The following is an 18,249-nucleotide window of genomic DNA, read 5'->3' as shown; positions in this document are numbered from 1 at the left end:
CATGACCGAATGGGCTGCCTCGCTGGGCCGGAAAGAACTTCGCGAAGACAGATCGCCACTGCGACAGATCGTGGCCGCCACGGCAACGCGGCAGCACTGGCAACGGCGGTCAGTTAAAGATCGCGAAGAAGGGTTAAATCAATGAATGATATAAGCTCGATGGGCGTTGTTGGAGCCGGTCCGATGGGGTCGGGCATCGCCCAAGTCGGCCTGACAAGCGACATGTCGGTCGTTCTGATCGACAAGGACCAGAGCGCGCTGGACCGCGCCGTGCAGGACATACACGGCCGGCTCGCGCGGATGGTCGAAAAGGGCGCCATTCCGGGCGAACGGCTTGATACCATCCGCGGCCGCCTCAGCACATCGACCGATATCGCCGATCTCGCCTCCTGCGAGGTGGTGATCGAAGCCATCATCGAGCGCCTCGAGCCCAAGCAGGCCCTGTTCAGCGATCTCGAAGACATCGTCAGTGCGCAATGCATATTGGCGACCAACACCTCGTCGCTTTCGGTTGCGGCGATTGCCGCGAAATGCCGCAACAGGGAACGGGTTTGCGGCATGCATTTCTTCAATCCCGTGCCGCTGATGAAACTGGTGGAAGTGGTCATCGCCCCGGGGACAAGCAGCGAGGTGGGCGAAGCGGCCCACCGCCTTTCGCTCAGGCTCGGCAAGGTGCCCGTTACCGTGAAGGACGGCCCAGGCTTTCTGGTGAACCTGCAAGGACGGGCCTATACGACGGAAGCGCTTGCCATCGCCCAGGAAGGGGTCGCCGACTTTGCTACGATAGACCGCATCATGCGCGACGGCGCAGGCTTTCGTATGGGGCCCTTCGAGTTGATGGACCTGACGGGAATCGACGTCAACTATCCGGTGACACAGTTCATCTACGAAGGCTATCAGCACGATCAACGGCTGCGGACGACAACGCAGCATGCCCTTCTCGCCGCAGCCGGAAATTTCGGCCGCAAGAGCGGGCAGGGCTTTTTCGACTATGGCGAAGGCCGCATGGAAACGCCGGTCCCGGGTGCCGCTGGCGGGGGAATACTTCGCCCCCGGCTGATCGGACCTGAGCCTGCCTGGGAAGCCTTGCGCGCGGCGACGAAGCTTGTCGAAGGCGTCGACGTCGACCTTGTCGCGCCGGTGGGCGAGGATTGCGCGACAGTCTGCCATCGGCTCGACCTCGATCCCGCGAACACTGTCGCGGTGGATTTTACCGCGGTCGAGCGAAAGCATCTGACCGTCATGAACGCCATTGGAGGCCCACCGAAAGCCCAACAGGTTGCGCAATGGCTGCGCGAACATGGTTTCACGGTCGAAATCATTCAGGACTCGCCAGGATTTGTGCTCCAGCGCGTCCTGGCGATGGTGGCCAATCTCGGTTGCGAACTGGCGCAGATCGGCGTCGGCAGTCCCGCCGATATCGACACCGCCATGAAGCTGGCCCAGAACTATCCCCTCGGCCCGCTGGAATGGGCGGAGAAGCTCGGCGTGGCCACATGTCACGCCATTCTTGTCCAGTTGCAGGCGATCACCGGCTCCGACCGCTATCGTCCCAGCCTATGGCTCCGACGCCGCGCCATTCTCGGCCTGTCGGCATACACACCCCAATGAGGCTGATATGAGCGATATAGAGACAGACGAGCCGTTGCTTTTCGACGTCATCGACGACCACATCGCGCTCGTGCGGTTCAACCGTCCGCAGGTACGCAATGCCATCGATGGCGCGACCGCCCTCGCCCTTTCGGCGGCGACGGCACGCATCGAAGCGGAACCGGCCCTCAGAGTGGCGATCCTCGCGTCCTCGACCCCCGGGATGTTCTGCGCCGGCGCCGACCTCAAGGTCGTGGCGGCGGGCCGGGTGGCTGAACTGCGGCCGAACGACAGTGGCTTTGGCGGATTCGTTGATGCCATCAGGCAAAAACCATGGATCGCCGCAGTCGATGGAGCCGCCTTGGGGGGCGGGACGGAACTTTGCCTCGCTTGCGACATGATCGTCGCCAGTCGAGGTTCCGCATTCGGACTGCCCGAGGTCAGGCGGGGGCTTATGGCGAATGGCGGTGGAGCCTCGCGTCTGGTCCGCACCCTGCCGCGCAATATCGCGCTGGAATTGCTGGCGACCGGAGAAAAGTTCGGCGCGGAATTCGCGGAACGGCATGGCATGGTCAATCGCTTGGTCGACTCTAGCGATGTCATTGAAGCGGCACTGGAGCTGGCGCGCACTATCCAGGCCAATGCTCCGCTGTCCGTTCGCGAATCGCTCTCCATCGGACGTCTGGCGGGCGATCGCTCCGACGCGGAACTAAGGCGTCTGTCGCGCGAACGCATGCAGGTCGTGATGGCAAGCGACGATGCCAAAGAAGGGCCGCGCGCCTTCGCCGAAAAGCGCAATCCGCAATGGAAGGGACGCTAGGCCAAATACAGCCCTATGTCCCAGGCACCTGATTTCAAACCAGCAGCCTGGCGGGTTTTCGAGCTTGGAGGAACGAATGGATTATCATTTCATCACCTATGATGTCGAGGATCGGATCGTCACCGTGACCCTCAATCGGCCCGCCGCGATGAACGCGCTGACGGACGAGCTATATCGCGAGTTGAGTGACGCGCTGGATCGTATCCGGTCAGACAAGGAAGCCGCATGCATGATCCTGTCCGGTGCCGGGCGGGCGTTTTGCGCCGGCGCCGACCTGAAGGTGCCGCGCGACCACATGACGCCCGTCGACCGGAGGACACGACATCGATGGATCCTGAAGGAGGTTCTCGAACCGCTGCACAGACTCGAAAAACCCGTCATCGCCGCGGTCAATGGAGTCGCGGTCGGCGCCGGGTGCAACCTTGCCCTCGCATGCGACTTCATCGTGGCGAGCGAAAGGGCATCGTTCCACCAGTCCTTTACCAGGCTTGGACTGGTACCGGACCTCGGCGGGCTTTATTTCCTGACGCGAGCGGTCGGGCCCAACATGGCAAAGGAACTGTGTCTCACGGGTCGGAAAGTCGATGCAGAGGAAGCCAGCCGTATCGGGCTGGCCAATCGTGTGGTGCCGCATGACGACGTTCTTCCTGTCGCACGCCAGCTTGCGCTTGAAATTGCGAATGCCTCGCCGACGGCCAACGCCATGACCAAGACCTTGCTCAATATGTCCAGCAGTTCTTCACTGGAGCAAATGCTCGAATATGAAGGATATGCGCAAACGATGGCCTTCATGTCACCCGATTACAAAGAGGGCGTCGAAGCATTTCGCGAAAAGCGCGCGCCGAACTTCTTCGGCTCCCTGCAAAAGACCTGACCCCTATCGCAACATGGCCCGGCGGACCGCTGATATCAAAGCGGGAATTTACCGGACCTCTAAAAAGGCTGTCGCCCGAGCGCGGAAGCAATCGACAGGAGAATGAAATGATTGCAAACGAAGTAACGATAGATGCGGCACATTTTCGGCACGTGCTTGGACATTATCCGACGGGCGTTTGCATTGTTACGGCGCGTAACGCCGAAGGCGAGCTGTTCGGCCTAGCCGTCGGATCATTCACTTCGGTATCGCTGAATCCGGCCCTGGTCGGTTTCTTTCCCGACAATGGTTCGACAAGCTGGCCCAGGATCCGCGCCTGTGGCAGCTTTTGCGTGAATGTCATCGGCAGCCACCAATTGAATCTTTGCCGCCAATTTGCCGCGCGCGGCGGCAACAAGTTCGAGGGCGTGACACATCGCCTTTCCCCGGCGGGGCATCCTATCCTCGACGACTGCGTCATGTGGATCGACTGTGCGCTTCACGATGAGGTTGCGACAGGAGATCATAAACTGGTTCTGGGGCGGATCGCCGCGCTGGAGATCGAGCGTGCCGACCAGCCGCTTCTGTTCTTGCGCGGATCCTATGGCGCTTTCCAACCCCTCTCCTGAGGAGGCATTGCTCCCGACCGAGCCTCACAGGACCGGCGCAGCCGCCGGACCTGATCCGCATCGACAGGCGCGGCGCCGCGCTTACCGCATATAACTGCCACCATTCAGAAGGATGGTATCGCCGGTCATCCACGACGCTTCGGAGGAGGCAAGATAGACGGCGAGCGCCGCCGGATCGTCCGGCGTCCCGGCCCGGCCGACGACGATCGATGCGATGCGTTCTCCAAGCACCGGATCGGACGCCTTGATCTCGTAGGGAGGGATCATGCCCAAGGCGATCGCGTTGACCGTAACTCCCGATTTGCCGACTTCGGCGGCGAGCGCCCGGGTGAAGCCCAGAGCCCCTGCCTTTGCCGCCGAATAAACCGACACCCCGATGTCAGTTCCCCTTAACCCGGAAGCCGACGAGATTGTAATGATCCGCCCCCAACCCTGATCGATCATGGCGGGCAGCGTCGCCTTGCAACAATTGAGCACGCCGAAGATGTTGACATCGAATGTGGCATGCCAGTCCTTGGGGTCCATATCGACGAATTGTTCCATCTTGACCGCCGCCGCACCGGCATTGCCCGCATTGTTGACAAGAATGCCAATCGGCCCCTCAGTCTCTGCGACGGACTGCACCACCCGCGTCGCGGCTTCGAGGTCGGTCACGTCGAATATGGCCGGAACGGAACGCCCGCCTGCATCCGTTATCTCTTGCACGACCCGCTCGGCGCGGTCGGCGTGATAATCGTTTACAGCCACCACAGCGCCCCTGCTGGCGAGCGCCTTGGCGATTCCCGCGCCAACATTCTGGCCCGCACCCGTGACGAGCGCGACCCTGCCCGTGAGATCAAACATGCTCATGTTTCCACTTCTTCCAATGTCCCGATCCGATCGATCGGATTATCCTTTTTCTGGCAGTCGCCGACCTATGGCTTCGTGAGGGCACGCTTCAATGCGCCCATGGAGTCACGATCGAGGGCGATGGTGATGTCCGCATCCGGCACGAGATTGAAAGCATGCGGCCCGCCGGGATAGATGTGCAGTTCGGTCGAGACACCTGCGAGGATCAGCCGCCGCGCATATTCCAGATTCTCCTCCAGAAAGAGATCGAGCGCGCCACAGGCGATGAAAGTCGGTGGCAGGCTGGAAAGGTCTTCCGCCCTTGCAGGCGCGGCATAGGGTGAAACATCCGCCCCGCCCGGTTCCCCGCCGATCAGCGAACGCCAGCCGAAACGGTTATTATCCTCTGTCCAGATGAACTGGCCGATGAAAGGCGAGGGATCGTCGCGGGTCGCGGTGCGGTCGTCCAACATGGGATATATAAGATGCTGGAAGGCGACGGGCACCTCAGCACGGTCGCGTGCCAAAAGTACAAGCGCGGCGGCCAGTCCGCCGCCTGCACTCTCGCCGGTGACAGCGATGGTATCGGGATTGACGCCAAGCGCCGGGGCATTTTCGTGCAGCCATTTGAGCGCCGCATAGCAGTCGTTGACGGGTCCCGGATGCGGCGTTTCCGGCGCGAGCCGATAGTCGACCGAAACGCACACCGCCCCGAACGCCCCGGCATAGGCCGCGTCGATCTGCGCGGTCATATCCGCCGAACCCATGATATAGCCGCCCCCATGGATGTGCAGGATCCCGGGCCTTCCGGAACCGCTCGCTTTGGGAGCGGTGATGATCAGACGCACATCCGGCGCACCGTCGAGACCCGGCACACGCTCCTCATACATCGTCAGATCGGCCGCCAGCGGTGCGGGCTGCGGAAGCATCTCGGCCATGGCCACCAACGCGGCTCGGGATTCCGCGAGATGTTCGGCATCGAGCACCACAGCGGGCGCCTGCTCGACCATGGGCAGGATTTGGGGGTCGACGAGATGGCGGGACGGCATGACGTTTCGGCTCCAATCGATCTTCTATACTCTAAGCATTCCGGTGAAGCGTCGCGGACGGCCCATGGCCATGGATGCGCCACCGGGCAATATTCCCTCAGTTGACCGCCGCCAGCAGGGTGCCCTCATTCCCCCCTTCGAACAACGCCGCGAAGGTTTGCGGAATGCGCTCGAAGCCGGGCCTTATGTCGGCGCGGTGAACGATCAGTCCCTGATCCACCCATTGGCGCAATTGCTTGAGCGCGGCGTCCGTCTCGTCTGCATAGTCAGCTTGCAGGAAGCCCTGCATCGTCACGCTTCCATAGATCAGCCGCATCATATTGTTGGGGCCGCGGGCCGGCCCGCCTTCGGTATAGGTCGCGATCTGACCGCAGAGTATGATGCGCCCGAACTTCGCCATATTTTCGATTGCCGCCTGCAATATGTCGCCGCCGACATTGTCATAGAAAATGTCTATTCCGTCCGGGCACAGTTCGCGCAGCTTCCCCTCAAAATCGCCGCTTCGATAATCCACGGCCGCGTCCAGCCCGCATTCCCCGGTCAACCACGCGCATTTCCGCGCGCCGCCGGCAATGCCGATCACCCGGCATCCCATGATTTTGCCGATCTGGGCCGCGACCGAGCCCGTCGATCCCGCTGCACCCGACACGACCAGAGTGTCGCCCGCCCTCGGCTTGCCCACTTTGAGGAGCCCGAAATAGGCCGTGCGGGCGTTGAGCCCATAGGTCGTCATGATATCGGTGACGCTCAACCCATCGGGAACGGGCGTCACGGGATGGTCGGCGGCGATGCGCTGATAGTCCTGCCAGCTCGTAAAGGCGGTGACGCGCATCCCGACCGGCACGCCCTCCCGCGCCGAAGCCACGACCTCGCAGGCGGCGGGCGCCATGACGGGGTCTCCGATGGCAATGGAGGGGTAGAGACTGTTCCCTGGCGGCTCCATCCAGTTCCGCATCGTCGGCGCACAGAGGAACAGCAGGTTGCGCAAGATCAGTTCCCCCGGCCGCAGCGATGAACTGTCAGGTATCGACGTCTCGGAATATTCGAAATCATCCGCGGTGACATTGCTCGTCGGACGGCGACGCAGCAGCCATTGGCGGTTGATTTCAGCCATTTTTTCCATCGGCCAATCCCTCGGCAAGATAATCCTTCACGACCTTGCCAAGGGGAAGTGAGAAATTGGCGGTCTGGACATGACCGGCGAGCATCCGCGTCGGTTTGAACAGGTGCCAGGGGTCCACCTCGCTCGGAGAATCGAATGCGACCGAGGCGCGTCCCGCCCAGAGCACGTCGCCCAGCACCGGCGTCTGATGCAGCCCGGCCTCGACATCCAACCTGACGAGTTCGGCGGCGGCCGGACTACGCTCCGGATCGGATGGCGGAATATAGCGCAGCGACAGGATGGGCAGCGCCTCCACTTCGTCCGGGCTGGCGAGCCGGTCGCGCGAAAGGGAGAAGGTAACCAGCCGTTTGCCCACCGGCCGTTCAATGGTGAAGATGATCTGCTCGGCTTCTTCGCGCCATGCCATCGTCGCAAGCTTCTTGGCGTAGCCCCAGATCTCCCGGCCGGCGGCCAGAGCAGGCTCGCGATTGGTGAAGATCACCGGTTGATACCAATAACGCACCCCGTCGAGCTCCACGCGAACATGGACATAGGCTTCCAGATAGGGTCCGAAGGTGGTCGAGGGATAGTCGCAGACCCAAAGCTCGCAGACGGGCGGGCTGCTGTCGGGCTTGACGCCAGGAGGAAGCATCCGCGCGACCGCCTCAGCATCGGCTTCATAGGTTGCCCATGCCAGCTTGGCGCCGTGGAAGTGATGCGGCGGCGGCGGATAAAGCGACGCCCCCATCGGCATTGAAAAACCTGACGGCCCCGTCAAATCGATAGCCATGCCCTCTCCTCTCCCGTGGATTATGTTCCATCTTGCCGACCAGCGACGGGACCGCGGCCTTGCGGCGCCCCGACAATTGGCCACACGAACCTACTGCCGGGCCGAAGTGCCCCCGTCGATGACCAGCACCGAGCCGTTACAATAGGAAGCTTCATCGGATGCGAGATACAGGCATCCATAGGCGATTTCCTCAGGCCGGGCGGCGCGGCGCATGGGGGCGATCTGCTCGGCGGCGGCCTCATCCTCGAAAACATTCATCACCGAGGCGACCATGGGGGTGTCGATGAAGCCCGGCGCGACACAGTTGGCGCGGATATTGTGCTTCGCATAGGTGACGCACAGCGAGCGCGTCAGGTTGATCATCCCCGCTTTGGCGGCCGTATAGGCATGTGCCGCGGCCAGACCCTGAGAACCGGAGATACTCGCGACATTGACGATCGCGCCCCCGCCATTCCCGATCATGTGCGTCAGCACGGCGCGATTCATCAGATAGCATGCGTCAAGATTGATGCCGATCACCTCGCGCCACTTGTCGGGCGTCGTGTTCACCACATCGTTCATGCTGCCCGGGCTTTTCTCTTGCCAGCTATAGCCCACGCCTGCGGCATGGATGAGGATGTCGATCCGGCCATAAGCCTCGAGCGTCGCATCGACCACCTCCTGCGCGCCATGATCGAGGCTAAGGTCCGCCGCGACGACACGACCCTCACCGCCTGCCTCCGTCACGTGAGCCATAGTCTCATCCAGGCTTGCGCGGGTGCGGCCTACGCCCACGACCCGAGCGCCTTCGGCGGCGAGCAACATCATGCACGCGCGGCCGACACCGGTTCCAGCCCCGGTAATAATCGCGACTTTGTTGGCTACCCTTGCCATGACCTCACCTCTCCAATGCAGGCGCCGTCAAAAGCGCGTCATTTCTCTCTTGCCGATGACACAGCCACCTCGTCCGGCCGCTGCATCGGTCAATTTTGACTTTCTCCCGGCGCCCTGAACGGCGCGGAATCCAGATATTCGTCCAGACGTTCAATCCGGCCGTCCCGTGTCCGACAGACAACACAAGCGGGAAACTCGATGTCGTGGCCATCCAGATGGCGACCCCAGAAGATGTGTTGCTGCACGAATCCGCCCTCGAACGCGCTCACCCGGCGGTTCCGGAAACGACGCTCGGGATATTGCGTATCCAGGAAGCCCAGAGCGGCGAGTTGATCGGCCAACGCCATCTCCTTGCCATCCGTGTTGTGCCAGATCACTGGATCATCGACATAACAGTCGACCACAGCCTGGATATCGCCCGTCTCGATGGCGTCGAAGAACTTCCGCGCGAGCGCCACGTCGGCGGACGGCGTCGTAACGGACCCGGTCATGATATATTCTCCCCGCCTTGTTCGCTTCCGCGCAGAAGCAGGCGCTGGCCATGAAACCGGCTGCCTGAAACCCGCCCGGTCATGACTGGCGCCATCAACCCGACACGCCCGGCGAATGGCCGGGGGCATGGACGATTTCCGAACAGGGCTCAAAGATACCGCTGTTTTCGGACGCGGCATCCAGCGCCGGGGATACAAACATCTGTTCGGTCCCGGCACGGCGGCCGATTTCGGCCATCACCGCCATGGGATCGTCGGTCTCCATATCGTAGATCGCGACATACCGGTTCCTGATCTCACCGGCGGTGGCGGCTTTCAGAACGAAGCGCTGGGCGGAGATGAATCCGGGGATCGCGACGACATCCGACAGATGCACCTCGTTATACCAGTCATTATAGTCCTGATCCCCGCCTGCGACCGGATCGGTGAATGCGATCAGCCTGTATCTCGCCATCTCAATGTCTTCCTTCCGATCACCCGCCGACACCACAAACCCGGGATACCAAGCCCGATTTCAGGAATGTGCCGTGCGATTCCGTAGCGGGATCACACGATCCCAAAATGGATAGACGCAGCCCGGACGGCATGTCATTCCAGATATGTCCGCTCGATGTCCCGTTCAATTCCGCCGGTCTTCAGCCAATCGCGCACGACTTCGGTGTAATCCACCGGTCCGCCAAAGTAGAACAGATCCAGAAATCCGATCGATGTTCCCTCGGCATTATAATAGGACGGTGTGCATTCTTCGTAGAATTTCGCTCTGGAAAATGCCTTGTCCTGGAGTTTCTCCTGCCAACGCGTCTCTGCCTCGGGCGTCGCTTCGAACGTGCGGACCTTGTTTCTGACGCAATCCGCAATGATCTCCGCAATCACCTCGGTTTGCGCCTGGAGGGCGAACGGAATGTTGATGGAAAGCGGCCCCTGCGGCCCGAAGGTAACAAAATAGTTGGGAAACTGGTTGGTGTGAATCCCGTGTAGCGTCTTCAGCCCCTTCGCCCAATATTCCGTTATCGACAGACCATTGCGACCATAGATTTCATAACCCATCTGGTCTTCGCTTGAGACGCCGAAGCCGAATCCCGTCGCATAGACGATGCAGTCGACTTCATAGGCCTGACCATCGACGACCACCGCATTCTCGGTGATTTCCGACACGCCCTTGCCTTTTGTGTCGACCAGCTTCACATTCTCTCTGTTGAATGTCTGCAGATATTCATCGCTGAAGCAGGGTCTCTTGCACATCATATTATACCATGGCTTGAGCGCTTCGGCCGTTTCGGGATCCTTGACGATCTCGTCTATTCTCCTTCGATTGGCCTCCATCTTCTTGAAGTCCGCCATCTGAAGGACGTCCCCCGGCGTAAGCTTGCTCTTGTCCGGCGACGCGAAGTTGAACACCGTCGTGAAGATATCGGTCCACCCATCGGCGACCAAATCCTCTTCCTGGTAGATTCCGCTGACCGTGGACTCGAAATTCGTCATGCGCTGCTTCTGCCAGCCATGCGAGAGAGAGCCGGCCCACTCGTGATCGGTCGGCCGGTTGGCGCGAACATTGATCGAGGATGGCGTGCGCTGGAAAACATAGAGCTGTTTGGCCCACGCCCCGAGATGCGGAATGCACTGGATTGCCGTCGCGCCCGTGCCGATGATCGCGACTTTCTTGTCCTTCAGCCCGACAAGATCCGCCGTCGGCCCACCGCCTGTATAGTCATAGTCCCAGCGGACCGTATGAAACGAATGGCCCTTGAACCGGGCAATCCCCGGCACGCCCGGAAGCTTGGGCTTGTTCAACCCGCCGCCCGCGCGAATGAGGAACCTGGCCCTGAAGACGTCGTCGCGATTGGTCCTGATGATCCAGCGGGCACTTTCATCATCCCACGCGACGCTCGTCACGGTCGTCTGGAAATAGGCGCGACGATAAAGATCATAATGGTGGCCGAGGCGCTGGCAATGTTCGAAAATCTCCTGGCCGCTCGCATATTTGCGGGTCGGGATATAGCCGACCTCTTCCAGCAACGGCATATAGCAATAGGATTCGACGTCGCACGCGAGGCCCGGATAACGATTCCAATACCAGGTGCCGCCGAAATCGCTCGCTTCCTCGATGATGCAGAAGTCCTCGACACCCCGCTTTTCAAGATCCGCGCTGGCGAGCAATCCCGAGAAGCCGCCGCCAATGATGACCACGCCAACATCGACCGAGACCGGAGCGCGCGCTACGGGTTCAGCATAAATATCGTCTTTGAAATGCGCCAGGTCACCTTCTGCGCTGAGATATTGAGTGGCGCCGTCTGGCCGGAGGCGCTTGTCGCGCTCCTCCCGGTATTTTCGACGGAGAGCATCGGGATCTACTTCGATCTCCAAACCGTCAAATGCCTCTCGATCCATATCTCAATCCTATTCCTGACGTTTAGATGGCGAGGCCGAGTGAACCACCCGGGCCTATACAGGGTGGGGCGGAAGTCAGGGCCGTCTCAAGAAACTCGTGATTTCCTGGACAATGACAACCGCCCCCTTGAGTCTATTCCGCCCCGAAGCTGTAGCGAAGTTTCAGGCCCCACATCCGCGGTTCGCCATAGGTTGCGGTGGAAATGCCATAGGAGGATGCCGCCAAAAGCGCGCTTGGCTGCACGATATACGTCTTGTTCGTGACATTGGTGGCGAAAAGCGTCGCATCGACCCTGGACCCGAAAACCCGCTTCCATGTCACGTCGAGGTTGAGCAACGTCAGAGGCGCGACCCGCTGGCCAGGCAGCGTAAAAAATTCAGGAAATTCAGAACGGTAATACAAGCTTCCGCCGATGGTCACCTCACCGACGCTCTCCGGCAGCGGCAAGCTATATTGCGCGGCCAGATTGACCATGTGCTTGGGCGTGCTCGGCAGCGGGTTGAGCGGGCAGAACCCGATTCCGGCAATCGGATTTGTCAGAGGATTGCTCGGACATGCCGTTTCCAATTCACTCGGACTGAGCTTGTTCAGGTAGCGAGCATTCGTATAGGCCCAGGTTGCGTTGAGCGTCATGCCTTCAAATGGCACGAGCGTTTGCTCGAGCTCGATACCCTTGATCCGGGCTTCAGCGGCATTGGTTATGATCACGGCCGCCACGCCGCCGGGACCGATCTGATTAACATTCGCCTGAATGTCGGTGAAGCGATCGGTGTAGGCAGCGATGTTGGTGCGCGCCCGCATGGAGCCGATGTTATAGTCAAGCTTGGCGCCGACTTCGAAGCTCAAATCATACTCCGGGCTGTAGGTGGGAACCACACCCCCGGTCGAGACCGTGTTGATGCCTCCGGGCCGATAGCCGCGGCTGACCTTCGCATAGATGAGCTTTCGCGGATCGATCTGATAGCTGAAACCGAACGTGCCCGTCACCGCACTCGAACTCTGTTCGGCCCTGGTGCAGGGCACACTCGCCACGGCGATCATGGTCGGATAGTCGGCAAGATTGGTGACGCACTGCCCGTGCGGCATGGCATCCGCACTGAGATCTGCGTCGGTGAATGCAAAACCCAAATAGTTCGCGAACGATGCCTTCACTGAATCCTTGGTATAGCGCAGCCCGGCGTCGAGCTTCAGACCCGGCAGGAGGCTGGAGAGATCATAGCCGATTTGTCCATAAACCGCTCTGCTGCGCGTCTTGGGATAGCTGATGACAAGTCTTTGCAGCGGTATGCCCAGTTGGCTGACGCTGAAGTTTTCCGCTTCTCCTGGCACCTTCTGCCAATCCCAATAGGTTCCCAGGGTATAGTTCAGCGTACCATCGAAAGCGGTACCTTGGATTTGTAAATCCTCGCTCCACTGCTCTTTATAAAATTCCGGATCAGGATGGTACAGATTAGGAACATCTACAACTACAAGGGAGCTTCCGTCAAAGTCCGATCCATAGTGATTTTTGAAATAAACATATGCCAAGACATTTTTAATCTGAAGATTGTCATTTATATTAAATATGGTTTTATTTATTACGTAATGATTTTTTGCCTTTGAATATAGGCCATAATTATCACCCCACACAGGTGACCCAATATTTACAGCGCGCGGCCCCAGGGCCTGCTGCGCCGCGAGGTCTGCCTGCATCTGAGCGGAGAACGCCGGGCCGTTAAGAATCGCGAGAAGGCCCAACGGGTTAAAGCCGTTAAGCTTATTCGAGGTCCCATTCTCATCGACAGAGTTGTAATTGTAGATGAGCGTGTTCTCGAACTCGTCCGTCGGCTTGAAGAGCAAGCTGATACGGGCAGAGTCATAATGCACGTCGTCGAGCTTCTGCCCGGAGCCCACATTTCTCGTGTAGCCATCGCGCCTGTTGACGTCAAAGGCTCCGCGCAACAGCAATTTCTCAGGAACAAGTGGTATGTTGATCGCGCCGGCAACGCCTCGCAGATCATAGCTACCGGTCTTTGCCTCGACATAGCCCTCGAAGCGATCGACGGGCCGCTGCGGCGCAACCATGACGTTGCCGCCATCGGTGACGCGGCCGAACAACGTCCCCTGAGGGCCTCGCAGCACCTGGACGCTCTCCAGGTCGAAGAATTGCCCGCGGTTCAACTTGAGGACGGGGACTTCCGCAAAATAGGTTACTACTGCGGGAAAGAGGGTCCCGCCGGCCTGGCTCTGCCCCCTCAGGGTGAAAATAAACTGGTTGCGAGAGCCGCCGAAGCCCTCGGAAGCATTGAGGCCCGGCACCGTATATTTGAGGTCCGTCACCTCGAAGTTGCCGCGGCCGGCGATTTGCTCCTGCGTAACCGCGCTGACCGCGACCGGAACGGTCTGCATTCTCTCCTCTTTACGCCGTGCGGTAACGATGATGTCGCTGATGCCATCATCGCCCTGCCCTGCGGCCTGAGCGTCAGACGTAGCAGACTCGGCTGGGGGCGCGGGCTCGGCCGCCGACGCGGGTTCGGCCGCCAGCAACATCGCCGCTGCGATGGAAGTCGTGGAGAATAAATGAGTAGCCATGTCAGAATCCCTCCCAGAGATTTTTACCGTTTTATCGGATAATATTGTACTATAATTTTATAGGATCACAATAGCAAATCGAAATGCCCGGCCTTGGCCGCACGCCCACTGGAGGCGACGCCACCCACGAAACCTCGCAAGCCGAATGAACGGCCACAGGCGGAAAATTCCCATACAGCCGCAACTTCTCAATGCGGCATCGGCCCGGCCGGGCTGGACTCCACTCGACTGGAACCGCTAGCCGACCGAGTACTGTCCTGATCCGCGCTCGCCCCGTCGAAATCGGTCGAAGGGCATCCGATCGCGGGCGCGGACCGCGCGCGCTACAGTTGGAATTCGTCCTTCAGCGCGATCTTGTCAGCCATGGGGCCACTATAATGTTCGGGCGCGGTATAGATGCGGCCGACCGGGATCTTGCTTGGACGCCAACCCATCAAAGCCTGCAGTTCCGGGTCGAAGGTGGCGGCCCGCTCTTGCGACACCGCGACCGTGAAATTCTCCTGCGGTCGCGCCCAGTTCGCAACATAAGCGATGGTCATGCCGTGACGGACCTCATCCGCCGTCCTATTCGCTCCGCCGCCGTGATAAATGGAACCCAAGGTGAAGAGCGCACTCCCCTTGGACATTTCGGCTGCTATGGTTTCATAGGAAGCAGACTTCGCAAAGTCGGGATATTGATCGAACAGATGGCTGCCGGGAACGAGCCTGGTGGCGCCATTTTCTTCGGTAAAATCGCTCAACGCCAGGATTATATTGACGAAGTAGGTCGGATGATCCCGCGGCAACAAGTGGGTATAATCGTCAGTGTGAATGATCTGGGCCGGTTCACCCGGTCCGATCGATACCGAGCCGTAGCTGCTCAAAAGGCAGTCTTCGCCTATGGTCGCACGCACCACGGGCAGCATCTTTGAGGCGATGGGGATCTGCTGGAAAATTGGCGCCGCGTTCAGAAGGTCAAAATAGCGGGCTGTCCTGTGGCCATGGAAATCCTGGACATGAGCGCGCCGCCACTTTCCCTTCATGCGCCCGAACTCAGTCACCAGTTCGTCACAGAGAGCGGAATCGATCGCATTCGGCATGATCGAATATCCATTCGCGATCAGATCGTCGCGATGCCGGACAGTGAGATCGTCGAGCTCAAGGGCATTATCGTTCATGCTTCTCTCCAACTCCATTTTTGTTTCTGCAGAAGATTGTACTATAATCTTATAGGACCACAATAGGAATCATCCGGCGGGTATCTATAATTCAGCAGCGTCCCCATGGCGTGGGGGAAAATCACATGCCGCTATGAAACGGCCTGCGCAGAGGCTGCCACCCACATTTCGCGCCGATGATGGTCACGATATTTCCGACCTTTTCCCACCGCTATCGTGAACCTGTCATCGCCAGCCCTTGCGCCCCTTGCCACCGGCAAGGCCTGCCGCGACCCGTTGCTTGAGCAGGGGGCGGGGACGGAAACGCTCGCCATAGGCCTCAAACATGATCTGCTGCGCCGACAGGCAAAGGCTGGATGTGGTCGCGTCCATCAACTCGAAGGGACCCATGGGATGGCCCAGACCCAGACGGCAGGCGGTATCGAGATCCTCGACACTGACCACATCCTCCTCGATCAGGCGGACGGCCTCGATCATGAACATGTGCAGCACGCGGTTTATCGCGAAGCCCGGCACATCCTTCACCCGGATCGGGACCTTGCCCGTGACTTCGGCAAGCGCATAAGCCCGCGCCACACATGCCTCGCTGGTAAAGATCGCGGGAACCACTTCCACCAGCTTCATCCGGCTCACCGGCGAGAAGTAATGCATGCCGATAAAATCCGGTCGCCGCGCCTCTGCGACGTGCGAGGCCAGCACCGAAATCGGAATCGTCGACGTATTGGTCGCAATCATCGCGCCCGGGGGCAGCACCTCGTCGAGCTGACGCAGCACAAGGGCCTTGACGCCAGCGTCCTCAAACACCGCCTCCGTCGCGACGCCGCAAGCGGAGAAGTCGGCGATATCGATGGTCGGGCGGATACGGGAAAGCGCTTGGGAAGCCGCGGCCGCCTCGTAAAATCCTCGCCCGACCCCCTTGTCCAACAGCGCATTCAGACGCGCCATCGCGCGGTCCAGAGCGGCCTGGTCGCGATCCAGAAGGAGTACGTCATAGCCCGCCAGCGCCTGCACCAGAGCGATTTCGGCTCCCATCAGGCCAGCGCCGACGACGCCGCTCACCCTATTTTTATCTTGCATAATTATACTACCATATTGTGTTACAATATCGCGCTATGTACTATTGCGACAGATGACGATGCAAGTTGATTCTGGCGAAAGCCGGAAATGCGCGAGAAGGAGGGATCAAATGACCGATATCGACGCGGACGTCGTTGGCTTTGAGATGATCGAAGATCATATCGCACTTGTTACGCTGCGCCGGCCCGAAGCACGCAACGCAATCAACGGCGCGGCCACCCGCGCGCTACGCCGAATTGTCGACAAGGTGGAAAAGGACCCCGATATCTGGGTGGCGATTCTGACTGGCGAAGGGGGCAAGGCCTTTTGCGCGGGCGCCGATCTCAAAGAAGTGTCGGCGGGCGGAATGAACGATCTGATCGATCCTGTGGCCGGCTTCGCTGCCTTCGTCCACGCGGACCGGGCAAAGGCATGGATTGCCGCTGTCGATGGGGTCGCGATGGCCGGAGGATTTGAACTCGCACTGGCCTGCGACCTGATCGTCGCCTCCGACGACGCACGCTTCGCCCTGCCCGAAGTCAAGCGGGGCCTGGTTGCCGCGGCGGGCGGCATTTATCGCCTTCCGCGAGCGCTTCCGCGCGCGATCGCGCTTGAGCTCGTCGCGACCGGAGAAGCCCTGCCCGCCAGCCGGGCGCTGGAGATGGGATTGATCAATCGGATGGTCCCGAAGGCCGAGCTGTTCGACGCGACCCTCACTCTGGCTCGACAGATCCGCGAAAATGCGCCGATCGCCGTGCGAGAGAGCCTGAAAGTCGCGCGGCTCGCCTTCGACAGGAGCGATTCCGATCTCAACCAATTGAGCCTCAGGGCTCAGGCGGTCATCATGAACACCGACGATTTCGCGGAAGGACCGCGCGCCTTTATCGAGAAACGCCCGCCCCTATGGGTGGGGCGCTGATGCCGGGATATTCCATCGTCACGGCATGACTTCACCCCTTTGCTCCGCCTTTTCGTCGCAGCGAGGGCATGGCTGATATGACAACAACCCGGAGATATATATATGAACAAGAACACGCAATTGGCGCATTCATTCCTGGCGACGATGGCCAGCGAGGGACTTCCTGTCGCGATGGAGAGACATTGTGGCGCTGATTTCACATATTGGATGACAGGGACCGGAGAAATCCAGGAACATGCCGAAGCGGCAAATGCCTATTTTCAATCCCTGATCGAAAAGGGAAGCGAAACCCTCAAGATCATAGGCACGACTTCGGAAAACGACCGGGTGGCGGTGGAAGCCGAGACGCGCGCAAAGCTGAAATCCGGCAAGGAATATTTCAATCAATATCACTATGTTTTTTCGATCGACGGCGACAAGATTTCGTCCGTTCGTTCCTATTTCGACACGGCACTGGCACAATCGACGCTGAACCCCGGCTCATGATGAAATCCGTGCAAGGCTAATGTGAGGTGCATCGGATCAGGAGAGATGGTCCGATGCACCGGTCAGCCCCTATCCCTCGCCGGGACTTCGGCCCTATGGCGCAGCACCCTCGCTGACTCCCGCCCGCCGCTTCGCAAGCGCCGCCGGGATCGCCGCCAGCCCGCCGAAATAAATGACGCCCGCGACAATCCCCAGAAAAAGGTCGACCGGCCTGGCCGCCTGCGTGATGTGCGGAATGGTGGCGACCGTGAGGAAGGCCATCGTCGCCGGGTTGATGACAACCCCGGCCATGCCGCGGATCAGCAGGAAGACAGCGACGAGCACCGCCATAAGCATCACGGCCAGCCCAGCTCCGGCGCCGATCGACGGTGTCAGCCAGGCCGGCAGCGACGCGATGGCCACCCCCGTCGCGGCCCCCAACACGGATCGCGGCAATCGATCGAGCTTCATCTCCTCCATCATGCTCCACTGGAACAGGAACAGTAGAGCCGCCCACGGTTCACGCAGCCCGACCGCACCGGCGAGCGCGAAAAAAACGGCGATCAGGACGATCACCGCGCCCAATCTGCCGATAGCCTTGATCGTGGACATGCCCGTCTCCCTACTTACATGGCGGACTTGCATTCCGCATCGCGGCCAGCGCTTC

The 18,249-nt window shown here is 60.1% G+C and carries 19 protein-coding genes; 7 read left to right on the top strand and 12 right to left on the bottom strand.

The genetic code is table 11. The features are described from left to right. Position 1: 1 nt before the first annotated feature. From V6U71_RS05125 to V6U71_RS05105, 5 genes are all read left to right on the top strand, one after another. Positions 2-145, top strand: a complete 144-nt coding sequence (locus V6U71_RS05125; protein ID WP_411341232.1) for a hypothetical protein — start codon at positions 2-4, stop codon at positions 143-145. 38 nt (positions 146-183) lie between these two features. Beyond that, on the top strand, positions 184-1,611 hold the full coding sequence (locus V6U71_RS05120) for a 3-hydroxyacyl-CoA dehydrogenase (protein WP_411341231.1): 1,428 nt from the start codon (positions 184-186) through the stop codon (positions 1,609-1,611). A 7-nt stretch (positions 1,612-1,618) separates the two neighbouring features. After that, positions 1,619-2,410: an enoyl-CoA hydratase-related protein gene (locus V6U71_RS05115; protein ID WP_411341230.1), complete on the top strand. Its 792-nt coding sequence runs from the start codon at positions 1,619-1,621 to the stop codon at positions 2,408-2,410. A 76-nt stretch (positions 2,411-2,486) separates the two neighbouring features. Continuing rightward, positions 2,487-3,284, top strand: a complete 798-nt coding sequence (locus tag V6U71_RS05110) for an enoyl-CoA hydratase/isomerase family protein (protein WP_411341229.1) — start codon at positions 2,487-2,489, stop codon at positions 3,282-3,284. Between the two features lie 110 nt (positions 3,285-3,394). Then, on the top strand, positions 3,395-3,892 hold the full coding sequence (locus V6U71_RS05105) for a flavin reductase family protein (RefSeq protein ID WP_411342315.1): 498 nt from the start codon (positions 3,395-3,397) through the stop codon (positions 3,890-3,892). A gap of 81 nt (positions 3,893-3,973) precedes the next feature. Here the strand turns inward: V6U71_RS05105 and V6U71_RS05100 are convergent, their stop codons facing one another. From V6U71_RS05100 to V6U71_RS05050, 11 genes are all read right to left on the bottom strand, one after another. Beyond that, positions 3,974-4,735: an SDR family NAD(P)-dependent oxidoreductase gene (locus V6U71_RS05100; RefSeq protein ID WP_411341228.1), complete on the bottom strand. Its 762-nt coding sequence runs from the start codon at positions 4,733-4,735 to the stop codon at positions 3,974-3,976. A 71-nt stretch (positions 4,736-4,806) separates the two neighbouring features. Beyond that, positions 4,807-5,769 (bottom strand): alpha/beta hydrolase, encoded by a 963-nt coding sequence (locus V6U71_RS05095; RefSeq protein WP_411341227.1) that lies wholly within the window; start codon positions 5,767-5,769, stop codon positions 4,807-4,809. A gap of 97 nt (positions 5,770-5,866) precedes the next feature. Further along, positions 5,867-6,892, bottom strand: coding sequence for an NADP-dependent oxidoreductase (locus tag V6U71_RS05090; RefSeq protein WP_411341226.1), 1,026 nt, complete (start codon positions 6,890-6,892; stop codon positions 5,867-5,869). Continuing rightward, complete coding sequence (locus V6U71_RS05085; RefSeq protein ID WP_411341225.1) at positions 6,876-7,661, bottom strand: acetoacetate decarboxylase family protein; 786 nt, start codon at positions 7,659-7,661, stop codon at positions 6,876-6,878. Before V6U71_RS05085 ends, V6U71_RS05090 begins: the two co-directional genes overlap by 17 nt. Positions 7,662-7,751: 90 nt before the next feature. After that, positions 7,752-8,534 carry an SDR family NAD(P)-dependent oxidoreductase gene (locus tag V6U71_RS05080; protein WP_411341224.1) on the bottom strand — a complete coding sequence of 261 codons (783 nt, stop codon included), beginning with the start codon at positions 8,532-8,534 and terminating at the stop codon, positions 7,752-7,754. 89 nt (positions 8,535-8,623) lie between these two features. After that, a complete protein-coding gene (locus tag V6U71_RS05075; protein ID WP_411341223.1) occupies positions 8,624-9,025 on the bottom strand; it encodes a nuclear transport factor 2 family protein in 402 nt (133 codons plus the stop codon). Positions 9,026-9,119: 94 nt separating this feature from the next. Further along, positions 9,120-9,479 (bottom strand): hypothetical protein, encoded by a 360-nt coding sequence (locus V6U71_RS05070; RefSeq protein WP_411341222.1) that lies wholly within the window; start codon positions 9,477-9,479, stop codon positions 9,120-9,122. Between the two features lie 134 nt (positions 9,480-9,613). Next, positions 9,614-11,413, bottom strand: coding sequence for a flavin-containing monooxygenase (locus tag V6U71_RS05065; RefSeq protein WP_411341221.1), 1,800 nt, complete (start codon positions 11,411-11,413; stop codon positions 9,614-9,616). Positions 11,414-11,546: 133 nt separating this feature from the next. Beyond that, positions 11,547-13,985 (bottom strand): TonB-dependent receptor, encoded by a 2,439-nt coding sequence (locus V6U71_RS05060; RefSeq protein WP_411341220.1) that lies wholly within the window; start codon positions 13,983-13,985, stop codon positions 11,547-11,549. A 323-nt stretch (positions 13,986-14,308) separates the two neighbouring features. Beyond that, positions 14,309-15,142 carry a phytanoyl-CoA dioxygenase family protein gene (locus V6U71_RS05055; protein ID WP_411341219.1) on the bottom strand — a complete coding sequence of 278 codons (834 nt, stop codon included), beginning with the start codon at positions 15,140-15,142 and terminating at the stop codon, positions 14,309-14,311. 225 nt (positions 15,143-15,367) lie between these two features. After that, positions 15,368-16,219, bottom strand: a complete 852-nt coding sequence (locus tag V6U71_RS05050) for a 3-hydroxyacyl-CoA dehydrogenase family protein (protein ID WP_411341218.1) — start codon at positions 16,217-16,219, stop codon at positions 15,368-15,370. 109 nt (positions 16,220-16,328) lie between these two features. Here V6U71_RS05050 and V6U71_RS05045 point away from each other — a divergent pair, with 109 nt between their 5' ends. Together V6U71_RS05045 and V6U71_RS05040 are read left to right on the top strand one after the other, a co-directional pair. Continuing rightward, positions 16,329-17,117, top strand: a complete 789-nt coding sequence (locus V6U71_RS05045) for an enoyl-CoA hydratase-related protein (protein WP_411341217.1) — start codon at positions 16,329-16,331, stop codon at positions 17,115-17,117. 102 nt (positions 17,118-17,219) lie between these two features. Beyond that, entirely contained in the window at positions 17,220-17,603 is a 384-nt protein-coding gene (locus tag V6U71_RS05040; RefSeq protein ID WP_411341216.1) for a nuclear transport factor 2 family protein, read from the top strand. Positions 17,604-17,696: 93 nt separating this feature from the next. On the opposite strand, the gene V6U71_RS05035 is transcribed toward V6U71_RS05040, so the two are convergent. Next, entirely contained in the window at positions 17,697-18,194 is a 498-nt protein-coding gene (locus V6U71_RS05035) for a hypothetical protein (RefSeq protein ID WP_411341215.1), read from the bottom strand. Positions 18,195-18,249 lie beyond the last annotated feature (55 nt).

The organism is Sphingopyxis sp. J-6, from assembly GCF_046603995.1.
Lineage (GTDB): Bacteria > Pseudomonadota > Alphaproteobacteria > Sphingomonadales > Sphingomonadaceae > Sphingopyxis.
This window is presented reverse-complemented; position numbering and strand designations above follow the sequence as displayed.